The organism is Bradyrhizobium sp. 14AA (genome assembly GCF_054185205.1).
On record NZ_JAVAYM010000040.1, the window covers coordinates 29,624 to 48,236 of the forward strand.

Annotated in this window: 18 protein-coding genes and 1 pseudogene; 11 read left to right on the forward strand and 8 right to left on the reverse strand. The window is 65.8% G+C overall.

The annotated features are described in order from the left end of the window. Positions 1–117 precede the first annotated feature (117 nt). Positions 118–531, forward strand: a complete 414-nt coding sequence (locus RAD15_RS40425; RefSeq protein WP_458184279.1) for a flagellar assembly protein FliX — start codon at positions 118–120, stop codon at positions 529–531. A 49-nt stretch (positions 532–580) separates the two neighbouring features. On the opposite strand, the gene RAD15_RS40430 is transcribed toward RAD15_RS40425, so the two are convergent. After that, entirely contained in the window at positions 581–955 is a 375-nt protein-coding gene (locus tag RAD15_RS40430; RefSeq protein ID WP_458184280.1) for a winged helix-turn-helix transcriptional regulator, read from the reverse strand. A gap of 145 nt (positions 956–1,100) precedes the next feature. On the opposite strand from RAD15_RS40430, the gene RAD15_RS40435 reads away from it, so the two are divergent. Together RAD15_RS40435 and dksA are read left to right on the forward strand one after the other, a co-directional pair. Then, on the forward strand, positions 1,101–1,712 hold the full coding sequence (locus RAD15_RS40435; protein ID WP_458184281.1) for an NAD(P)-dependent oxidoreductase: 612 nt from the start codon (positions 1,101–1,103) through the stop codon (positions 1,710–1,712). 215 nt (positions 1,713–1,927) lie between these two features. Next, positions 1,928–2,293, forward strand: a complete 366-nt coding sequence (dksA, locus tag RAD15_RS40440; RefSeq protein WP_008554760.1) for an RNA polymerase-binding protein DksA — start codon at positions 1,928–1,930, stop codon at positions 2,291–2,293. 280 nt (positions 2,294–2,573) lie between these two features. Here dksA and RAD15_RS40445 read toward each other — a convergent pair whose 3' ends face one another. Then, positions 2,574–2,972, reverse strand: a complete 399-nt coding sequence (locus RAD15_RS40445) for a winged helix-turn-helix transcriptional regulator (protein ID WP_458184282.1) — start codon at positions 2,970–2,972, stop codon at positions 2,574–2,576. 96 nt (positions 2,973–3,068) lie between these two features. On the opposite strand from RAD15_RS40445, the gene RAD15_RS40450 reads away from it, so the two are divergent. From RAD15_RS40450 to RAD15_RS40460, 3 genes are all read left to right on the forward strand, one after another. Then, positions 3,069–4,097, forward strand: coding sequence for an SDR family oxidoreductase (locus RAD15_RS40450; RefSeq protein ID WP_458184283.1), 1,029 nt, complete (start codon positions 3,069–3,071; stop codon positions 4,095–4,097). A gap of 84 nt (positions 4,098–4,181) precedes the next feature. Further along, on the forward strand, positions 4,182–4,961 hold the full coding sequence (locus RAD15_RS40455) for a 2-keto-4-pentenoate hydratase (protein WP_458184284.1): 780 nt from the start codon (positions 4,182–4,184) through the stop codon (positions 4,959–4,961). A 451-nt stretch (positions 4,962–5,412) separates the two neighbouring features. Further along, positions 5,413–6,573 (forward strand): PcfJ domain-containing protein, encoded by a 1,161-nt coding sequence (locus RAD15_RS40460; RefSeq protein ID WP_458184285.1) that lies wholly within the window; start codon positions 5,413–5,415, stop codon positions 6,571–6,573. A 132-nt stretch (positions 6,574–6,705) separates the two neighbouring features. On the opposite strand, the gene flgH is transcribed toward RAD15_RS40460, so the two are convergent. From flgH to flgF, 4 genes are read right to left on the reverse strand one after another with little or no spacing between them, the layout of a single operon-like run. Beyond that, the gene (gene flgH, locus RAD15_RS40465) at positions 6,706–7,470 is read right to left on the reverse strand and encodes a flagellar basal body L-ring protein FlgH (RefSeq protein WP_458184286.1); all 765 of its coding nucleotides are present in this window, start codon (positions 7,468–7,470) and stop codon (positions 6,706–6,708) included. 3 nt (positions 7,471–7,473) lie between these two features. Continuing rightward, a complete protein-coding gene (flgA, locus tag RAD15_RS40470) occupies positions 7,474–8,616 on the reverse strand; it encodes a flagellar basal body P-ring formation chaperone FlgA (RefSeq protein WP_458184287.1) in 1,143 nt (380 codons plus the stop codon). 10 nt (positions 8,617–8,626) lie between these two features. Further along, entirely contained in the window at positions 8,627–9,415 is a 789-nt protein-coding gene (gene flgG, locus RAD15_RS40475) for a flagellar basal-body rod protein FlgG (RefSeq protein WP_458184288.1), read from the reverse strand. Positions 9,416–9,431: 16 nt separating this feature from the next. After that, on the reverse strand, positions 9,432–10,193 hold the full coding sequence (flgF, locus tag RAD15_RS40480) for a flagellar basal-body rod protein FlgF (protein WP_458184289.1): 762 nt from the start codon (positions 10,191–10,193) through the stop codon (positions 9,432–9,434). A 384-nt stretch (positions 10,194–10,577) separates the two neighbouring features. Here flgF and fliL point away from each other — a divergent pair, with 384 nt between their 5' ends. From fliL to RAD15_RS40505, 5 genes are all read left to right on the forward strand, one after another. Then, on the forward strand, positions 10,578–11,078 hold the full coding sequence (gene fliL, locus RAD15_RS40485; RefSeq protein ID WP_458184290.1) for a flagellar basal body-associated protein FliL: 501 nt from the start codon (positions 10,578–10,580) through the stop codon (positions 11,076–11,078). Positions 11,079–11,108: 30 nt separating this feature from the next. Beyond that, positions 11,109–12,311, forward strand: a complete 1,203-nt coding sequence (gene fliM / locus RAD15_RS40490) for a flagellar motor switch protein FliM (protein ID WP_458184291.1) — start codon at positions 11,109–11,111, stop codon at positions 12,309–12,311. Then, entirely contained in the window at positions 12,308–12,754 is a 447-nt protein-coding gene (locus RAD15_RS40495; RefSeq protein ID WP_458184292.1) for a DUF6468 domain-containing protein, read from the forward strand. The genes fliM and RAD15_RS40495 overlap by 4 nt, the downstream gene beginning before the upstream one ends. A 9-nt stretch (positions 12,755–12,763) precedes the next feature. Further along, on the forward strand, positions 12,764–13,525 hold the full coding sequence (locus RAD15_RS40500; RefSeq protein ID WP_458184293.1) for a MotE family protein: 762 nt from the start codon (positions 12,764–12,766) through the stop codon (positions 13,523–13,525). Positions 13,526–13,628: 103 nt separating this feature from the next. Beyond that, positions 13,629–17,354, forward strand: a complete 3,726-nt coding sequence (locus RAD15_RS40505) for a tetratricopeptide repeat protein (protein WP_458184294.1) — start codon at positions 13,629–13,631, stop codon at positions 17,352–17,354. 172 nt (positions 17,355–17,526) lie between these two features. On the opposite strand, the gene fliP is transcribed toward RAD15_RS40505, so the two are convergent. Further along, positions 17,527–18,285 (reverse strand): flagellar type III secretion system pore protein FliP, encoded by a 759-nt coding sequence (gene fliP / locus RAD15_RS40510; protein ID WP_458184295.1) that lies wholly within the window; start codon positions 18,283–18,285, stop codon positions 17,527–17,529. Continuing rightward, a pseudogene (locus tag RAD15_RS40515) lies at positions 18,282–18,613 on the reverse strand (flagellar biosynthetic protein FliO); the annotation flags it as partial. The pseudogene RAD15_RS40515 and the gene fliP, both read right to left, overlap by 4 nt.

An 18,613-nucleotide genomic window follows, 5' to 3' on the forward strand; every position in this document is an offset into this window, starting at 1 on the left:
GTCCGTGTTGTCGCTGAGGAGCGAAACTGCCGCCTGTCGGCAGATTTTGCCGGGCCGTTTACGCGCCGTTAACCATAAGACGGCGAAGGTGAGGCATCGATCACCCGGATTGCTGCGATGCGCATCTACGGACCGAACGGCACCACGCTTGGAACGCCGGCCAGCCAGGCCAGGCGGACGGGCTCCGGCACCTTCGTGCTGCCGGACACCTCGTCGGCGCAGGAGACACGGAGCGCTGCCGCGCCGAAAGCCGCTGCCAGCCTCGACGGGCTGCTGGCGCTGCAAGGCATCGAAGAGGATCCGGTCGAGCGTCGCAAGCGCTCGGTCGCCCGCGGCAGGACCGCGCTCGACGTGCTCGACGATCTCAAGATGGGGCTCCTGTCCGGCAATCTCGATGCTTCGACTGTGATGCGGCTGCGCGATGCTGCGGCGAACCTGAAATCGTCGTCCGGCGATCCCGGCCTCGATGCCGTGCTCTCCGAAATCGAGCTGCGCGTCGAGGTCGAACTTGCGAAGGCCGGGCAGGCCTAGTCGTTATTCGTCATCCTGAGGGTGACGGGACTCCCATAAACTTCTCGCCTTACGCCGCTTCCTCCTTCTGCTGCGAGTCATAGCGGCGCTGGGCGGCGAGCACCTCCTTCAGATTCTCCTCGGCCCAGTCGCGCAGGGGATCGACGGCGGCGGCGAGCGTCAGCCCGAGCTGCGTGATCGAATACTCCACCGTTACCGGCACGGTTGCGATGGCGTGACGCTTGATCAATCCGTCGCGTTCGAGCGATTTGAGAACCTGGCTCAGCATCTTCTGCGAAATGCCTTCAATCGTGCGCCGTAACTGATTGAAGCGCATCGGCTCCTCGCGCAGCAGCAAGAGGATCAGCACCGCCCATTTGTCGCCGACGCGATCGAGGATCTGGCGCGTGGGGCAGTTCGCTGCATAGACGTTGGGTTTCATCATCGGACCTCAGAATCCATTCCGGCCGCTTGCGGTATGCGTCTGGTTACTCCAGCGTAATCAGGTAAGCACAAAGTGCTCTCTTAACACCAGCATTCTTTTCGATATCTAGTTTCTGTTAGTTACCACAGAAGCAAAGGAGCCTTCCATGAAAATCGCAGTTGCCGGCGCCTCGGGCCGGGCCGGGTCGGAGATCACCAAGGAATTGTCCCGCCGCGGCCACACGGTCACGGCCATCGCCAGGAACCCCGGGAAGATCGCGGCCCTGCCGAATGTCATCCCCACCAAGGGCGACGTGCTGGACCAGGCGGGCCTTACCAAGCTGTGGGCCGGGCACGACGTTGCCGTGAGTTCCGTGCACTTCCTCGCCAGCGACGCGCTCAAGCTGATTGGCGCGGCAAAGGAGTCCAAGGTGGGCCGTTACCTCGTGGTCGGCGGCGCCGGCAGCCTCGAGGTCGCACCCGGCGTGAAACTGGTCACAACCCCCAGTTTTCCAGCCCAATACAAGGCCGAGGCTGAAAAGGGTTCCGCCTTCCTGGATCTGCTGCGCCAGGAAAAGGACCTGAACTGGACCTTCATCTCGCCGTCGGCGCTGTTCGTCGAGGGAGAGCGCACCGGCAAGTTCCGGCTCGGCACCGATCAGCTTCTCGCAGATGCGAACGGGAAGAGCTGGATCACCTTCGCGGACTACGCCATTGCGCTGGCCGACGAGATCGAGAAGCCGGCCCATCTGAGGCAGCGTTTCACGGTCGGTTACTAGGCCTTCGGCCGCTCCCGGGCCCTTACGGATAAGCTTTCCTGTGCAAGGGCTTGGGGGCGGTAACCGGACGATCAGGGAAATATTGTCTGTCACAGGAGGCCGCTATATAAGGCCCCGCTCAACGGACCCCGTTCCGTTTGCGAGTCGTTGCTTAGACAGATAGGCCGCCCTTGGAAAAGTTGAAAAACTACCGACCGACCGAAAAAGAGCCTTTCATGAACGACCGGCAGAAGGAGTACTTCCGCTTGAAGCTCCTTGCCTGGAAGGATGAGATCCTCAAAGAGTCCAAGCTCACCCTGCAAGCCCTGCAGGAGGAGAACGTGAACCACCCCGATCTTGCTGATCGGGCATCGTCCGAAACCGACCGTGCCATCGAGCTCCGTGCCCGCGACCGCCAGCGCAAGTTGATCGCCAAGATCGACGCCGCGCTCCAGCGGATCGAGGACAACACCTACGGCTATTGCGAGGACACCGGCGAGCCGATCTCATTGAAGCGGCTTGAGGCCCGGCCCATCGCGACGCTCTCGGTGGAAGCGCAGGAGCGCCACGAGAAGCGCGAGAAGGTCTATCGCGACGAATAGAGTCCGAGCCGCAGCGATGCGGCTCTTTGTTTTTGGACGCAAGGCGCCATTTCGCGCCGCGATCAGCATTTTGCCTGTCGCTTGCCACCGCGCCTGTCGACGCGACTACGATCGCGAAAAGTGAATCGCGATCAAGGGGGTAGACTCAATTCCTCCGAGCTCACGTGAGTTCGGATGAGAAACTACATTCACTTCAGGTGCGGGAGGTTTTGCGAGTCGCATCAACGAGATCGACTCGGCTGTTGAGATGCTGATCCAGCTGCATCAAGCATCGCTGCAATCAGGTCTCCTGCGACGCCACGAGGCGTGCATCCCCATAAAGCCTGGACCAACTCAATATTTCCTTAAACGCCGGCAGCAGGGCGTAGGCCGCATCGGTCAGCTCGTACTCGACCCTTAGGGGTTTCTCCGCGAAGGCAGTTCGCGACACCAGCCCGTCCTGCTCGAGCTCGCGCAGCTGCGTGGTCAGCATGTGCTGGGTGACGCCGCCGATCGACCGCCGCAACGCGCCGAAGCGAACCACGCCGTTCATCAGCGCGAACAGGATCTCCAGCTTCCACTTGCCGCCGAGGGCATGGATGGCGCGCTTGAAGTCGGCGAGCAGGGCAGGGTCGGGGCTGCAATCGCAGTCGCCGTCGCAAAGGCTGGTCAGATTTTCCATACCGGTCTCGAAATCCATTCTACTTGTCCGCAAGCACATAGTGACCAGATGCGGCCCTGAGCAGGGCCTTGGTGGAACCAATCCGGCGGCCCGTGCAACGAGGGGAATTTGGCAATGAGCGCTGTTCTGGTCACCGGCGGCTCGGGCTTCGTCGGCATCCATGTCATCCTGCAACTTCTGGCCGCCGGCCACGCGGTTCGGACCACGGTGCGCCGGCCGGAGCGGCAGGCCGATGTGCTGGCGATGCTGCGGGAGGACGGGGCGGCCGCCCCCGAAAGTCTGTCTTTCTTCATCGCCGACCTCGTCCGGGACGAGGGGTGGCGCGAGGCCGTCGCGGGATGCGACTACGTGCTCCATGTGGCCTCGCCGCTCTCGACCAGTGTTCCCAAGGATGAGAACGAGATGATCATCCCGGCCCGCGACGGCACGCTGCGGGTGCTGCGTGCCGCGCGCGAGGCCGGCGTCAGGCGCGTGGTCATCACCTCGTCGCTGGGGGCGATCGGCTATGGCCATCCGCCGCGCGACAAACCGTTCGACGAGTCCGACTGGACCAATCTCGACGGCGCCGACGTGCAGCCCTACATCAAGTCCAAGACGCTGGCCGAGAGGGCGGCCTGGGATTTCGTCGCGGGCGAGGGCGGCGGGCTCGAATTGTCGGTGGTCAATCCCGCCGGCATCTTCGGTCCGGTGCTGGGGCCGGACTTCTCCGGCTCGATCGAGATCGTCAAATCGCTGCTCGACGGCGCGATGCCGGCGGTTCCGCGGGTCTATTTCGGCGTGGTCGACGTGCGCGATGTGGCCGATCTGCACTTGCGGGCGATGACGGCCCCAGAGGCCAAGGGTGAGCGCTTCATCGCGGTTTCCGGGGAGACGATGTCGATCCTCGACATTGCCAGGGTGCTGCGGCGGGAACTGGGACCAAGGGCACGCCGGGTTCCGCGGCTGCAGGCTCCGGACTGGCTGGTGCGGGTGGCTGCAAACCGGATTCCCTTGCTGCGCGCGGTCGTGCCGATGCTCGGAAGGGTGCGACATTCCACCAGCGCCAAGGCGAGGTCGCAGCTCGGCTGGCAGGCCCGTTCCAACCAGGAGGCGATCCTCTCGACCGCCGAGAGCCTGATCCGGCTCGGTCTCGTCAAGGGCTGAGGGCCCACGCCACCCGCGCTTGTCACGCCCCGGCGGGGATGCTGAAGTGTGGATCTCGATTGCGTAGCGTGGGAGGCGGCGCCGATGGACAATATTCTCGCAGCCGCAAAGGCGATCGCGCTGGCGCGCCGCAACCATGCGCCGCTTGCAGCGCTTGAGGTTCCCCCGGCCGACGAAGCCGAGGGCTATCAGGTCCAGCGCGCGCTGCACGATTTGCTGCTGCCGCAGGCCGGCCCGCTCGTCGGCTACAAGATCGGCTGCACCAGCCAGGTGATGCAGGATTATATCGGCATCCCGCATCCCTGCGGCGGCGGCGTGTTCCAGAAGGGCGTGCACGAGAGCGGCGTGAAGCTCTCCGCCTCCAAATATGTCCGCGTCGGCGTCGAATGCGAGATCGCGGTGCGGCTGAAACGCGACCTCGCGGCCGGCGAGGCGCCGTTCACGGCCGAATGGGTCGGCGAGGCGGTCGAGGCCTATCATCCCGCCATCGAGATCGTCGACGACCGCTACGTGAAGTGGGAGACGATGGGCGCGCCGACGCTGATCGCGGACGATTTCTTCGCGGCCGGCTGCGTGCTGGGTCCGTCGGTTCCGCGCTCGTCGGTGCCGGACCTGAAGGCGGTCAAGGGCCGCGCCATCGTCAACGGTGAGGAAGTCAGCCACGGCACCGGCGCCGACGTGCTCGGCCACCCCCACAACGCACTCGCCTGGCTCGCCAATCATCTCGCCGCCGAGGGCAAGGCCTTGCATGCGGGACAACTCGTGCTGACGGGCAGCCTGGTGAAGACGCTGTGGCTGAAGGCCGGCGACAAGGTGCGGATGGAGCTGGACGGACTGGGCGTGGTGGAGGTGGAGTTCACGTAGCCCTCTCTCCGTCGTGGGCGATCTCGTGCCCCGGACGCAGCGCAGCGCCTCTTCGCGGTGCGCTGCAGAGCCGGGACACGAGAGGGTGGATGAGGTTCTCGGAATTCGTCTTTGCGAGGAGCTCTTCGCGACGAAGCAGGGTCTTTCCGCGAGGGCCGTCTGGATTGCTTCGCTCTTCGAGCTTCCGCGGACAGGCCGCTCGCAAGGACGGCGTGTGCGGCAGCAGCGTTGCTGAAATGTCGCGAGCCTCTCTCGCTATGTGCAGGTTCTGAACCCATCAGACAGAGACATCTTGCGCCCGCCGGCGATCGGGTCTATGAGCCCCGTCCCATTCAACCTGCGCGTTCAACAATGAGGAGACCAGCCGTGAAAAGTCTGTGGCGATCGACACGCTCCGTGCCGACGCTCTCAGTGCGTCCGGCTGACAGTCATCCAATCATGTTGAACGACAATGGCACATTCATTGATTCAGCGCCGGCGGGAGGCCGAGCGCGCGCGGGTTGAAGCCTATGAGCTGTCGCTGCGGCATGTGTCGCAGCGGACGCGTCCTCCACCGGATTTCGAGACCGCGATCTACGAGGCCAAGCGTGGCTTCGAGGCGGACGTCGTGCGCGACGCCCAGGCCTGGAAGCCGCGGATGAAGACTCGCGATCCCGCGCGTCTTCGCCTTGCCGCGGCTCGCCATCTCTTCGCGCGCTATCCAGTCGCAGAACATCTGGAGCAGATCTGGATCGACGGCGCGGGACTGGGTGCGCACGAGATCGTGTTGCGCAAGCGCTGGTACGTCGTGTCGGCTGGTGGCGGTTCGCTCTACGGCGCCGGCGCGAGCGCATGGCTGTCTCGCAAGGAGGTCCATGCGTTCCTCAATCCGTTGGGGAGCGTGAGCTTCGAGGCTGCGATCTGGCAGGCGATTGCGCGCTCCTATGCGGACGATCCCGCCGTTGCGATGCGGATCGCGCGCACCAGGATCACGCAGACGCCGCGTGCCCAGCATCGCTTCTGGCGCGAGGTGGTGCGATTCTTTTGCGCGCATCCCACCACGGTCGAGGAGATGGACGATCTCTACGATTATCTCGCCGATTGCCATCGGCGCAATCGTAAGTTCAGCCTCAAGGGGCGCTCGCTGGTCTCGCTCGGCCGACAGATGCGCGAGTGGCATCGCGATCTCGATGCGATCGCTCGCATCGAGGCCGCGCGCCGTCGCGCTGCGGCCCTGCAGAACCGTGCGCGCGGGCTGGCGGCGGAGCATGTCGACGAGGCCTGGCGAGGTGCTGCGATCGCGGACTGGTCCTGGACGACGTCGTCCAAGGACCGGGCCAAGCGTGAGGAGTATGTCGTGGTCCAGCTCCGGACTGCGGCCGATCTCGTAGACGAGACGCGCGGCATGCGTCACTGCGTCGCCAGCTACGCGACGAAGTGCATTGCCGGGCAGGCGTCGATCTGGTCGCTCCGCCGCCGTGCCGCGGGCAGCGCCCAGAGGCTTCTGACCATCGAGCTGGATCCCCGTTCCCGGGCGGTTCAGGTTCGCGGGTTTGCAAACCGTCCGCCGCTCGCGGAGGAGTGCAAGATCCTCGAGCGGTGGGCGCAAGCCCGCGGGATCATGCTGCTCTGAAAGAAGCCTGCGCCGCTAAGGCGGCGCAGGCAAAATACATGCGGCCCTCGCCAGGGGAGCTAGCGAGGGCCGCGTAGTACATCGTCGTTCGCGCCTAGGTTCGCGAACACGATGTGGGAGCTCGGGAGAAGCTTAGAAGGGCAGCAGCACGTCCATGACCTGCTGGCCGTAGCGCGGCTGCTGCACGTCCATGATCTGGCCGCGGCCGCCGTAGGCGATGCGGGCCTGCGCGATCTTGGTGGAGTCGATGGTGTTGTCGCTCTGGATGTCTTCGGGGCGGACGATGCCGGCGACCACGAGCTCGCGGATCTCGTAGTTGACGCGGATCTCCTGCTTGCCCTCGACGACGAGGTTGCCGTTCGGCAGCACCTGGGTCACGACCGCGGCGACGTTGGTCTGCAAGGCTTCCGTGCGGTTGACCGAGCCCTTGCCGTCGCTGGAAGCGGTGGCGTCGGCGGTGAGGATGCGGCCGGGCAGGATCTTGTTGGCCTGCGTGATGGTCTGCGAGCCGATGAAGTCGGTAATCCCGGAGTCTTCCTTGTTGGTGCGGCTGCGCTGGGTCTCGTTGGCGATGTTGGCCTTGTCGGTGATGTTCACGGTCACGGTCAGGAGGTCGCCGATCTGGTGGGCGCGCTGGTCCTTGAAAAAGGCGCGGCTGCCGCTGCGCCACAGCGAGTTCGGATTGTAGGAGGCGACTTCAGGCTTCGGCATCGGCATCTGCACCGGCTTGTAGCCGGGCTGCGTCGTCGGATTGTCGATCGCCGACAATTTCGGCTGCTCGCCGATCTGCGACAGGCGGTCGATCGAGGAGCAGCCGCTCGCGAGCGCGCAAGTGGCCAGCAGCAGGGCAGAGATCGCGATGCGACGAAGACGAAAAGCCGAACTGAACGTGGACATGACTTACTCTGACTTGGCTGGAGCTTGCGAGACGCGAACTTGCGGGATCTGGGCTTGGGCGATCTGGGCCGGCGACGCCGGCGCCTGGATCAGGCTCTGGGCGAGGGCTGCGGCCGCCGCGGCGGGGGCAGGCGCTTCGTCGCGCTTGAGCGACGAGGTCTGCTCGACCGCCGGCGCCATCGGCGCGGACTGGCTCGCGCCCTGCACCGTCACCTGGCCGCGGCCGGTGACGACCCCGGTCAGGGTGCGCTTGGATTGCAGGTTGAGCACGGAGACGGTGTCGCCCTCGGCGCCGCTCTCGATCGCCTTGCCGCGCGTGGTGAGGTGGAGGCCGGGCACCTGGTAGATGATGGTGACGCTCTGGTCGCGCTGCACGAAGTCGGGCTTGACGATGTCGGCGACGCGGATCGGCGTGCCCGCGCGCATCGGCCGGCGCAGCTGCATGCCGACGGTGCGGTCGCGCGAGGCGGGCTCGCCGGTGACCTCGGCCTTCGGCCGGCGCTCCAGCGTGACGTCGGAGGATTTCAGCAGATCCGCACGGTCGATGTCGCGCGTCAGCACGGCCACTTCCACCGTCTCGATCGCGGTGCCGGTGAAGCGCAGCTTGGTCGCGGTCGGATTGTTGTCGTTGCTGATCTCGAAGGCGATGTCGAAACGGCCGCCACGGGCATCATAGCGGGTGGCGACCGGCTGGAGCGCGCCGGTGTTGGAGGCGTCGAGCCGCATGTCGGAAACGCCGCGATCGAAGGTGACGGTGATGTTGGCGGCATCGCCAAGGCCGAAGCGGCGCTCGAGCGCGGACGCGACCGCGTTTTCGAGGTCCTTGTTGGCGAGCGTGCGGGCGAGACGGGTGACCTGGACCTCCTTGATGTCGCCGGTCATCACGCCGATCACCTGCTTGGCGCGGAGCACGCTCAGGACCTGGGCGACCGGCAACGCGCCGGTGGTGCCGAGATCGGGCGAGCGGTACACCGGGATCAGTGCGGCCGAGCCGGCATTGTCGATGAGATCGCCGACCCGCACCACGTCCGAGGTCACGGTGACGCTCGCGCGCAGCGTCGGCGCGGCGATGCCGTCGTCGGCGGCCCGTGCCGGCAGTGCCAGTGCGAGCAGAACGGAGATCGCGGCAAGGGTGGTGCGGATCATCGTCATCACCTCAGCGGAACAGCGCCGTGGTCGATTGCATCATCTGGTCAGCGGCGCTGATGACCTTGGCGTTCATCTCGTAGGCGCGCTGTGCGGCGATCAGGTCGCTCATCTCCGAGACGACGTCGACATTGGCCTGTTCCAGGCTTCCCTGCGTGATCTTGCCGTAGCCTTCGGAATTCGCGGTGCCGTCCTGCGGCGGGCCGGAGGAGGGCGTTTCGGTGAACTGATTGCTGCCGACCGGCTGGAGGCCCGCCTTGTTGATGAAGCGGGTCACGCCGATCTGGCCGATGATCGAGGAGGTCGACGAGCCCGGCAGCGTCACCGAGACCTGGCCCTGCTCGCTGACGGTGATGCCGGAGGCGTTGTTCGGGATGGTGATGGTCGGCTGCACCGGATTGCCCTGCGCGGTGACGACGCGGCCCTGGTTGTCCATCTGGAAGGTGCCGTCGCGGGTGTACTGATAGGTGCCGTCGGGCATCAGGATCTTGAAGAAGCCTTCACCCGACATCGCGAGGTCGAGATCGTTGCCGGTCTGCGACAGCGTGCCTTGCGTCATGCTGCGCGGCGTGCCGACGGTCTTGACGCCGCCGCCGATGTCGACGCCGACCGGCAGGATGGTGCCCTGGTCCGAGGCCTGCGCGCCGACGCGGCGCACGTGCTCGTAGATCAGGTCCTGGAACGCCGCGGTCTGCTTCTTGAAGCCGGTGGTGCGCAGGTTCGCGATGTTGTTGGAGATCACCTGAACGTTGAGTTCCTGTGCCGCCATTCCGGTCGCTGCGGTGTGAAGCGCCTGCATGTCAGTTCTCCCTCAATCAGGCCGGAACGTCGGCGAGTTTTTCGATCGCCGACTTGTGCATGTCGCTCTGCTGCTGGAGCAGGTTGGCGATGGCGGTGTAGCTGCGCATGACTTCGACCATGCGGCTCATCTCGCCGACCGAGTTGACGTTCGACTTCTCGATGTAGCCCTGGCGCACGGTCGACTTGGTGTCGGCCTGCTGGTTCGCGGAGCCGGCGGCATAGAGGTTGGCGCCGAGCTTGGTCAGCTTGGCCGGATCGTCGAACGAGGCCATGCGGATCTTGCCGCGGATCGAGTCGGTCCTGGCCGTGCCCTCGAGCACCGTGATGGTGCCGTCGGGCGAGACGTTGATGTCGTGATCGGTGGGCTGGAAGGTGATCGGGCCGCCGGTGCCCAGCACGAGGTTGCCGTCGGAGGTGACGAGCTGGCCGGTGCTGTTCAGCGAGAATTTGCCGTCGCGGGTATAGCGCTCGGCGCCGTTGGCCTGCACCGCGAAATAGGCGTTGCCGTCGATCGCCATGTCGAGCGGGTTGTTGGTCGGCTCCATCGGCCCCTGGCCGACGTCGCGGAAGGTGCCGCGGTCCTGCACATAGGAGACCCGGCGGTCCCGGCCGATGAAATTGTCCTCACGCGCGTTCGAGTTGAGGAACTCCTCGAACAGCGAATGGTCGGCCTTGAAGCCGTTGGTATTGGCGTTGGCGACGTTGTTGGCGACGACATCCATCTGCCGTTCCAACGTCATCTGCCGTGACAAGCCGATCAGAAGCGCGTTCTGCATCGGAAGATCTCCCCTGAGTGAGACCTGCCACCTCGCTCTCCCAAGCGCCTTGGCGGATCCCGTGAACGAGACCTCGGGTTCTCCCAAACCGTTCGGTCTCGGCCCTTTCTCAGCGAAAGTCGTGCCAACCTGAAAATTTGCGTAATTTCAAATGCTTGTCGTTTTTCAGCGGGCGCCGGAGGGCGGCAGAAAGGGTCTGTTAGCCATGTTTGCCCGGCAGATTTTTCCTAGCGGAGGCCCAATCGAAAGAAACCGTTAACCATTATTACCGTAGCGTTTGCGTGCAAGAGGAGCGCATTGCGCTGGGGCATTTGTATCGCGTCACTGTCTGCCAGGAGGCTTTGCTCTTTCGACCCCTTTGAGAGATGAACGAGCGCGGCGACCATGGCAGAGAATGAAGCGGAAGGCGGCGGAGCCGCCGAAGGCGCGGAAGCCGCTGCACCGAAGAACAAGCTCAAGCTCATCATCATGGCCGTCGGCCTGCTCGCCGTCCTCGGCGGCGGCGCTGCGACCTGGTTCTTCTTCTTCCGCCATGGCGACGACGAGCATCATGCCGAGGCGGCGCCGCCGCCGAAGCCGCCGGCCTTCGTCGACGTCCCCGACATGATGGTCAACCTCGCCGGCGCGCCCGGCGAGCGCGTGCAATATCTGCGGCTGAAGATCGTGCTGGAGCTGAAGGAAGAAAAGCAGATCGAGGCGATCAAGCCGACGATGCCGCGCGTCACCGACATCTTCCAGACCTATGTGCGCGAACTGCGCCCCTCCGACCTCAACGGCTCCGCCGGCATCTTCCGCCTCAAGGAAGAGCTGACCAAGCGCGTCAACGCGGCGGTTGCCCCGATCCAGGTCAGCGCGGTGCTGTTCAAGGAAGTCGTGATCCAGTGAGGACGCTGCGGAAGGTGATGAGCTAGCGTCATGGCCGGCAACGAGCAAATGGACCAGGATGCGATTGCCGCCCAATGGGAGGCGTCGCTCGATTCCGAGGATCCCGCGGAGGCCGCGAAGGCCGCTGCCGAAAACGAGCTATCCGAGACCATGGCCCTGCAATGGGCGGCCATGGTCGAGGACGGCAGCCGCGATCTCGGCAACGGCAAGAATTCCGGCGAGCGAGTGCTGTCGCAGGAGGAGATCGACAACCTCCTCGGCTTCACCGTCGGCGACGTCACGCTCGACGACCATTCCGGCATTCGCGCGATCATCGATTCGGCGATGGTCTCCTACGAGCGTCTGCCGATGCTCGAAATCGTCTTCGACCGCCTGGTGCGGCTGTTGACGACCTCCTTGCGCAATTTCACCTCCGACAACGTCGAAGTCTCGCTCGACCGCATCACCTCGGTGCGCTTCGGCGACTACATGAACTCGATCCCGCTGCCGGCCGTGCTCTCGGTGTTCAAGGCCGAGGAGTGGGAAAACTTCGGCATGGCAGTCGTCGATTCCAGCCTGATCTATTCGATGATCGACGTGCTGCTCGGCGGCCGTCGCGGCACCAGCCAGCTCCGCATCGAGGGCCGGCCCTACACCACGATCGAGACCGAGCTGGTCAAGCGGCTGGTCGAGGTGGTGTTGGCCGACGCCGAGCAGGCGTTCCGGCCGCTGTCGCCGGTGACCTTCACGATCGACCGGCTCGAGACCAATCCGCGTTTCGCCGCGATCAGCCGTCCTGCCAACGCCGCGATCCTGGTGCGCCTGCGCATCGACATGGAAGATCGCGGCGGCAACATCGAACTGCTGCTGCCTTATGCGACCATCGAACCGATCCGGGGCGTCCTGCTCCAGATGTTCATGGGCGAAAAGTTCGGCCGCGACACGATCTGGGAAGGCCATTTCGCCACCGAGATCGTCCAGGCCGAGATCGCGGTCGATGCCGTGCTGTACGAGGCTGACATCCCGCTCAAGCAATTGATGCGGCTCAAGGTCGGCGACACGCTGCCGCTGGACATGCGCGCGGATGCCAACGTGACCGTGCGCTGCGGCAGCGTCACGCTGACCGAAGGACGGATGGGACGCGTCGGCGACCGTGTCGCGATCCGCGTGACGAAACCCCTGCGCAAGCCAGGTACGACACTTGCGATGTTCGAGAAGGTCGACGAGCAGAACAAGATGATGGAGGCCCCATGAACCACTCCCTGGGAATGGCAATCGAGTCGCTGGTGGCTATCCTGTTGATGCTCACCATCGTCTACTGCGTGATGCTCAACAAGCGGCTGACGCGGCTGAAGGCGGACGAGCATTCGCTGAAGGCGGTCATCGGCGAGCTGATCACCGCAACCGAGATCGCCGAGCGCGCAATCGGCGGGCTGAAGCTCGCCGTGCGCGACGTCAACGAGAACCTCGGCAGCCAGCTTGCTGCGGCGACGCAAATGTCCGACCAGCTCTACAAGCAGCTCGGCGAGGCCGACAACGTGGTGCGGCGCCTGTCCAAGATCGCGATCGCCGCGCGCCCGGTGACGAGCCCGGAAACGGTTGCCGCACCCGCAGCCAGACCCTCGACGGCGAAGGCGGTGGCCGCTGCCGCCGAAGCCTTCTCCGAGCGCCGACGATCCAACGGTCTTGCCGCATAAAGTCAGGGTATGAAGTCCTTCCGTAACATCCGCGTCATTCCGGTCGTCCTGGTCGCCGTCGCAGGCCTCGCCACGCTGAAGGTCGCGGGCCTCGTGGTCAATGGCGGTTACGTCTTCGACTACAAGCCGAGTCAGACCAAGAAATCCTGGGCGCAGGAGAATTTGAACTTCCCGACCGGCCGCGAGGACCCCGATATCACCGGTTCGACCCATGGCGCGCCGAAGGAAGCGCCCAAGCCCGCTGCGCCCGAGACCAAGCCCGAAGGCACCGTGGTCAAGGTGGAGGAAGCCCAGCCGCAGGTCTCGGCCTCTGAGCGCGCGATCCTGGAACGGTTGCAGGCACGGCGCCAGGAGATCGAGGCCCGCCAGCGCGAGATCGACATCCGCGAGAGCCTGTTGAAGTCGGCCGAGAAGCGCATCGAAAACAAGGTCGAGGAGATGAAGGCGGTGGAAACCCGCATCTCCGCGACGCAGGCCGAGCAGAAGGCCGCCGAAGCCCAGCGCATGAAGGGCCTCGTGACCATGTATGAGGGCATGAAGCCCAAGGACGCCGCGCGGGTGTTCGATCGCCTCGAGATGGGCGTGTTGATCGAGATCGCCTCGGCGATCGCGCCGCGAAAGATGTCGGACATCCTCGGGCTGATGTCGCCGGAGGCCGCCGAGCGGCTGACGGTCGAAATGGCCCGCCGGGCCAATGGCGGCGGCGATCAATCCGCTTCCGCCGGCGATCTGCCCAAGATCGACGGCAAGCCGACGCAAAAGCCGAATTGAGGGCTCATACTTAAGAAGTCCTTAATTGGCAAAACCTTAAAGTCGAGGGCAGGGGCCGGCATCAGGACCGGCGTCGACCGTCGCAACGGAAGAAATGCCGCCAATGGCGCGAGAGGCTGCCGCTGGATTTGTGTCGCGAGCCCGCGCCCTGGCGCAGGGGCTGTCGCGCCATGTCCGCAAGGCACCCGTGCTGGCGGCTTGCCTGCTGATCGGCCTCGCGGCGCCGGCCGGAGCGGCCGATCCTGTCAGGGGCGAGGCGAGTTTCTCGTCCGGCGGCGGCTTTGCCCGTCTCGTGATCAAGCTCGGTGAGGATGTTCCGTCCGAGGTGACGACCGCGGGCTCCATCCTCATCGTCCGCTTCGACCGGCCGGTCGACGTTCCCGTCGATCGCGTTCCGGAAGGCGCGCCCGACTACGTCAATTCCGCCCGCCGCGATCCCGACGGCGGCGCGATCCGCCTCTCGCTGGCGCGGCGCGTCACCGTCAACACCATGAATGCCGGCGAGCGCACCTTCATCGACCTGTTGCCGGAAGGCTGGAAGGGACCGCCGCCGGCCCTGCCCATGGACGTGGTCAAGGAACTCGCCGAGCGCGCCCGCATCGCCGAGCGCGCGCTGCGCGCCCAGCGCGCCGCCGCCGAGACCAAGAAGCGTCCGCAGATCCGCGTGCGTGCCTCGGTGCAGCCGACCTTCGTGCGCTTCGTGTTCGAGATGCCCGACGGCGTCGGCGTCTCCTCCGTGCTCAACGAGCAGAAGCTCACGCTGGCGTTCAACGCCAACCTCAATTTCGATCTGGCCGACGCGGTCGTTGCCGCGCCGCCGAACGTCGCCTCGATCAAGCAGAAGTCGGACATCGACCAGACCAGTGTCGAGATCGCGCTGATCGGCGATTCCGACGTGCACTCGTTCCGCGACGACAAGAATTACGTCGTCGACGTCTCGTTCCAGCCGGACAAGGGCAAGACGGCCGCGACGGCAGAGTCCGTGATCGCGCAAGCCAAGCCCGCCGGTCACGGACCGGCGCCTGCGCCTGAAAAGCCGGCGGCCAAGGAAGTCCATCGCGAGGTCGCGCCGCCGACCTCGGAGACGATCGCCCGCGACGCCAAGATCGATGTTAAGCCGGAAGCGCCGGCCGCGATGCCGTCCGTCGAAGCGGTGAAGCCGGCGCCGGCTCCGGCTCCTGCGGCCGAAGCTGCGCACGTTGCGGAAGTGCCGAAGGAAGCACCCAAGGAAACTCCCAAGGAGGCTGTGAAGCCTGCGCCGCCTGTTGCCGAAGCGCCGAAAGAGGTCGTGAAGGAAGCTGCGCCGGCCAAGGAAGTCGTCAAGGAAACTGCCAAGGAATCAGTCAAGGCTGCACCTGCCGAGGCGCCGGCCGTGCCGCAGCCCAGTGTGGCCAGCGTCGATGCGCGCCGCGACAGCGACGGCCTGCGGGTGACGTTCCCGCTTCAGGTCGCAACGCCCGCGGCGGCGTTCCGCCGCGGCGACACGGTGTGGCTGGTGTTCGATACGCCGAAGCCGATCGATGTCGAGGCGATCCGCACTAAGGGCGGCGCGATGATCGGCGAGGTCGGCCGCGTGCCGCTCGACAAGGGGCAGGCGGTGCGCATCCGTCTCACCCGCCCGCTGGTCTACTCGCTGACGAGCGAGGAGGTCGGCAAGGAGACCAACTGGCTCCTGACGCTCGCCGACAAGATCCAGGCGACGCCGCTGCCGCTGATGATGTCGCGCAACATCACCGATCCCGCGCTTGCCAATATCGCGATCCCCTTTGCCAATCCGGGCCTGCTGCACAAGCTGACCGACCCTGATGCCGGCGACACGCTCTATGTCGTCACCGCGCAGCGCCCGGTGCGCGGCTTCATCAAGCGGCAGGACCTCGTCGATCTCTCGCTGCTGGAATCCGCGCACGGCATCGCGATCCGGCCGAACTCCGACGAGGTCGGCGTCGAGGTCGGGTCCGACAAGGTCATCCTCGGCAAGAAGGGCGGGCTGACGCTGTCGCCGGTCGACATCTCGGCCGAGCGCGCCCCGACCGCGGTGCGCCCGATCTTCAGCCCCGAAGGCTGGCGCAAGGGGCAGTCGGAAAACTTCATGTCGCGCCAGAGCGACCTGATCACGGCGATCTCGAACGTCGAGCCGGCGCTGCGTTCGCTGCCGCGGCTCGATCTCGCGCAGTTCTACATGTCGCGCGCGATGTACCACGAGGCCAAGGCCGTGACCGAGTTGATGCTGGGCGATCCGCTCAACAAGGAAGAGAGCGGCGCGCTGATCATGCATGCGATCGCCAGCATCCTGATCGGCCGGCCGGCGCAGGGCCTGAAGGACCTCGCCAACCCCGTGATCGGCAACAGCCACGATTCCCAGCTCTGGAAGGCGCTCGCTTATGCGCGCCAGGGCAAATGGGCGGACGCGCGCGAGAAGTTCAAGAACGTCGAGTTCGCCATCGCCTCGCTGCCGCTCGACATCCAGCGCGTCGTGACGATGGATGCGATGCGCGCTTCGCTCGAGGTGAAGGACTATGCCGGCGCCTCCAAGCGCCGCAGCGAGCTCGAGGTGGTCGGCGTCTCGCCCGAGGCCGCGCCCGGCTTCGCCGTGCTGCGCGGCCGGCTTGCCGAGGCGCTCGGCCACGACAAGGACGCGCTCGACGACTACAAATTCGCGGTCGGCTCGGCCGACCGGCCGGCCGCCGCCGAGGCCAAGCAGCTCGAGATAGCGCTGCGGCAGAAGCGCGACGAGATCGGCAAGGAAGACGCGCTGCGCGAACTCGAGACGCTCTCGATGACCTGGCGCGGCGACTCGATCGAGGTCAAGACGCTCCAGATGCTGTCGCGACTGTACGCCGAGAACGGGCGCTATCGGGACGCGCTCACGGCGGCGCGTACGGCGACGAAGCTGCAACCGAATGCGGAAGCCTCGCGCCAGGCGCAGGACCTTGCCTCCGAGCTGTTCACGCAGATCTTCCTGGGACCGAAGGGCGACGAGCTGCCGCCGGTCGAGGCGCTCGGGATGTTCTACGAGTTCCGCGAGCTGACGCCGATCGGCCGCCGCGGCGACGAACTGATCCGCCGTCTTGCCGATCGTCTTGCCTCGATCGACCTGCTCGACCAAGCCGCCGAGCTGCTGCAATACCAGGTCGACCATCGCCTCGAAGGCGCGGCCCGCGCGCAGGTCGCGGCGCGCCTGTCCATGATTTATCTCGCCAACCGCAGGCCCGACATGGCGATCACGGCGCTGCGCGCGAGCCGCATCAGCGATCTCTCCGGCGAGCTCAGGCAGCAGCGCCTGCTTCTGGAGGCGCGGGCGCAGAGCGACGTCGGTCGTCACGATCTCGCGCTCGACATCGTCTCCAACGTCTCGGGCCGCGAGGTGCTGCGCCTGCGCTCCGACATCTTCTGGGCAGCGCGGCGCTGGCGCGAGTCCGCCGAGCAGATCGAGCTGTACTACGGCGATCGCTTCCGCGACTTCAAACCGCTCAATGCGGTGGAGAAGAGCGACGTCATCCGCGCCGCGGTCGGCTACGCGCTGGCCGACGACTCGATCGGCCTGTCGCGCTTCCGCGAGAAATACGCGCCGCTGATGAGCGAGAGCGCCGACCGCGTCGCCTTTGACATCGCGAGCAAGCCGTCCGCGTCCTCCAGCGCCGAATTCGCCGAGATCGCCAAGCTGGCTGCCAGCGTCGATACGCTCGACGGCTTCCTGCGCGAGATGAAGCAGCGCTTCCCCGACGCCACCGCCCGCGCGCCGGCCTCACCGCAGGCCAAGGAAGAGACCGACCACACCGGCTCGCTCCCCACGATCCCCGTCGTGCGGCAGATCAAGATGACGCGGTAGGCTCGACCAGCCGCTCCATCCTCCGTCATTGCGAGCGCAGCGAAGCAATCCAGAGTCTTTCCGCTGCGGTAGTCTGGATTGCTTCGTCGCAAGGGCTCCTCGCACTGACGGGGAGGGGCCCGGAGGCGATGGCTGAAGGCGGAGGGGAGGTGGGCGTCTCCTTGAGCCGCCGTCATCCCCCGTAGCTCTGCACCAGGCTTCCCGCCACCAGCGACCAGCCGTCGACCAGCACGAAGAAGATCAGCTTGAACGGCAGCGAGATCGTCGCCGGCGGGAGCATCATCATGCCCATCGACATCAGGACCGAGGCGACGACGAGGTCGATGATCAGGAAGGGGAGGAACAGCAGGAAGCCGATCTCGAAGGCGCGCTTCAGCTCGGAGATCATGAAGGCGGGGACGAGGATGCGAAGGGCGAGCTCGTCGGGCGTGGCCGGCGGCGGCTCGCCGGAGAGGTCGAGGAACAGCTTGAGATCCTTCTCGCGCACGTTCTTCTGCATGAAGCCGCGCAACGGCACGGAAGCGCGCTGGAGCGCGTCCTCGACGCTGACCTGGTTGGCGACGAGCGGGCGAATGCCCTCGTCATAGGATTTCTGCAGGACAGGCCCCATCACGAAGAAGGTGAGGAACATCGCGAGCGCAATGATCACCGAGTTCGGCGGGGCGGTCGCGGTGCCCATCGCGGTGCGCAGCAGCGACAGCACGACCACGATGCGCGTGAACGACGTCATCATGATCAGGATCGACGGCGCGATCGACAGCACGGTGAGCAGCGCGATCAGCTGGATCGCGCGCTCGGTGACGCCGCCACCGCCAGCGCCGCCGCCGAGATTGATGCTGATGTCCTGCGCATGCGCCGGCATCGCGAGCGATGCCGCGCCGATCAGGACAGAAAGAAAAAGAACTCTACGCGGGAGGGCCGGCAGCCTCACGAAGACGGCTTCGGACGGCCGAGCAGCGAGGCCATCTCGTCTTCGAGATTTTCAAAGCTGGTCTTTTCCGCGGCCGGTTTTGCGGGCGGGGCCGGTGGTGCCGGCGGCTCGCTGCGAGCCACGCGGGCCGGAGCGGCCGGAGGTTCCGGCGCAACCGGAGGTGCGACGGTCTCGCCGGCCGGGCGGCGCAGGGCAGCCTCTAACCGCTGCGCCATTTCAGCGAGATTCTGCTCGGCGCTCGAGGGCGCAGCAGGCGCGGGCGCGGGCGGCGGCGGCGGAACGGGCGGGGCCTGCGGCACCGGCGGAGGCGGCGGCGGTGCGGCCGCGC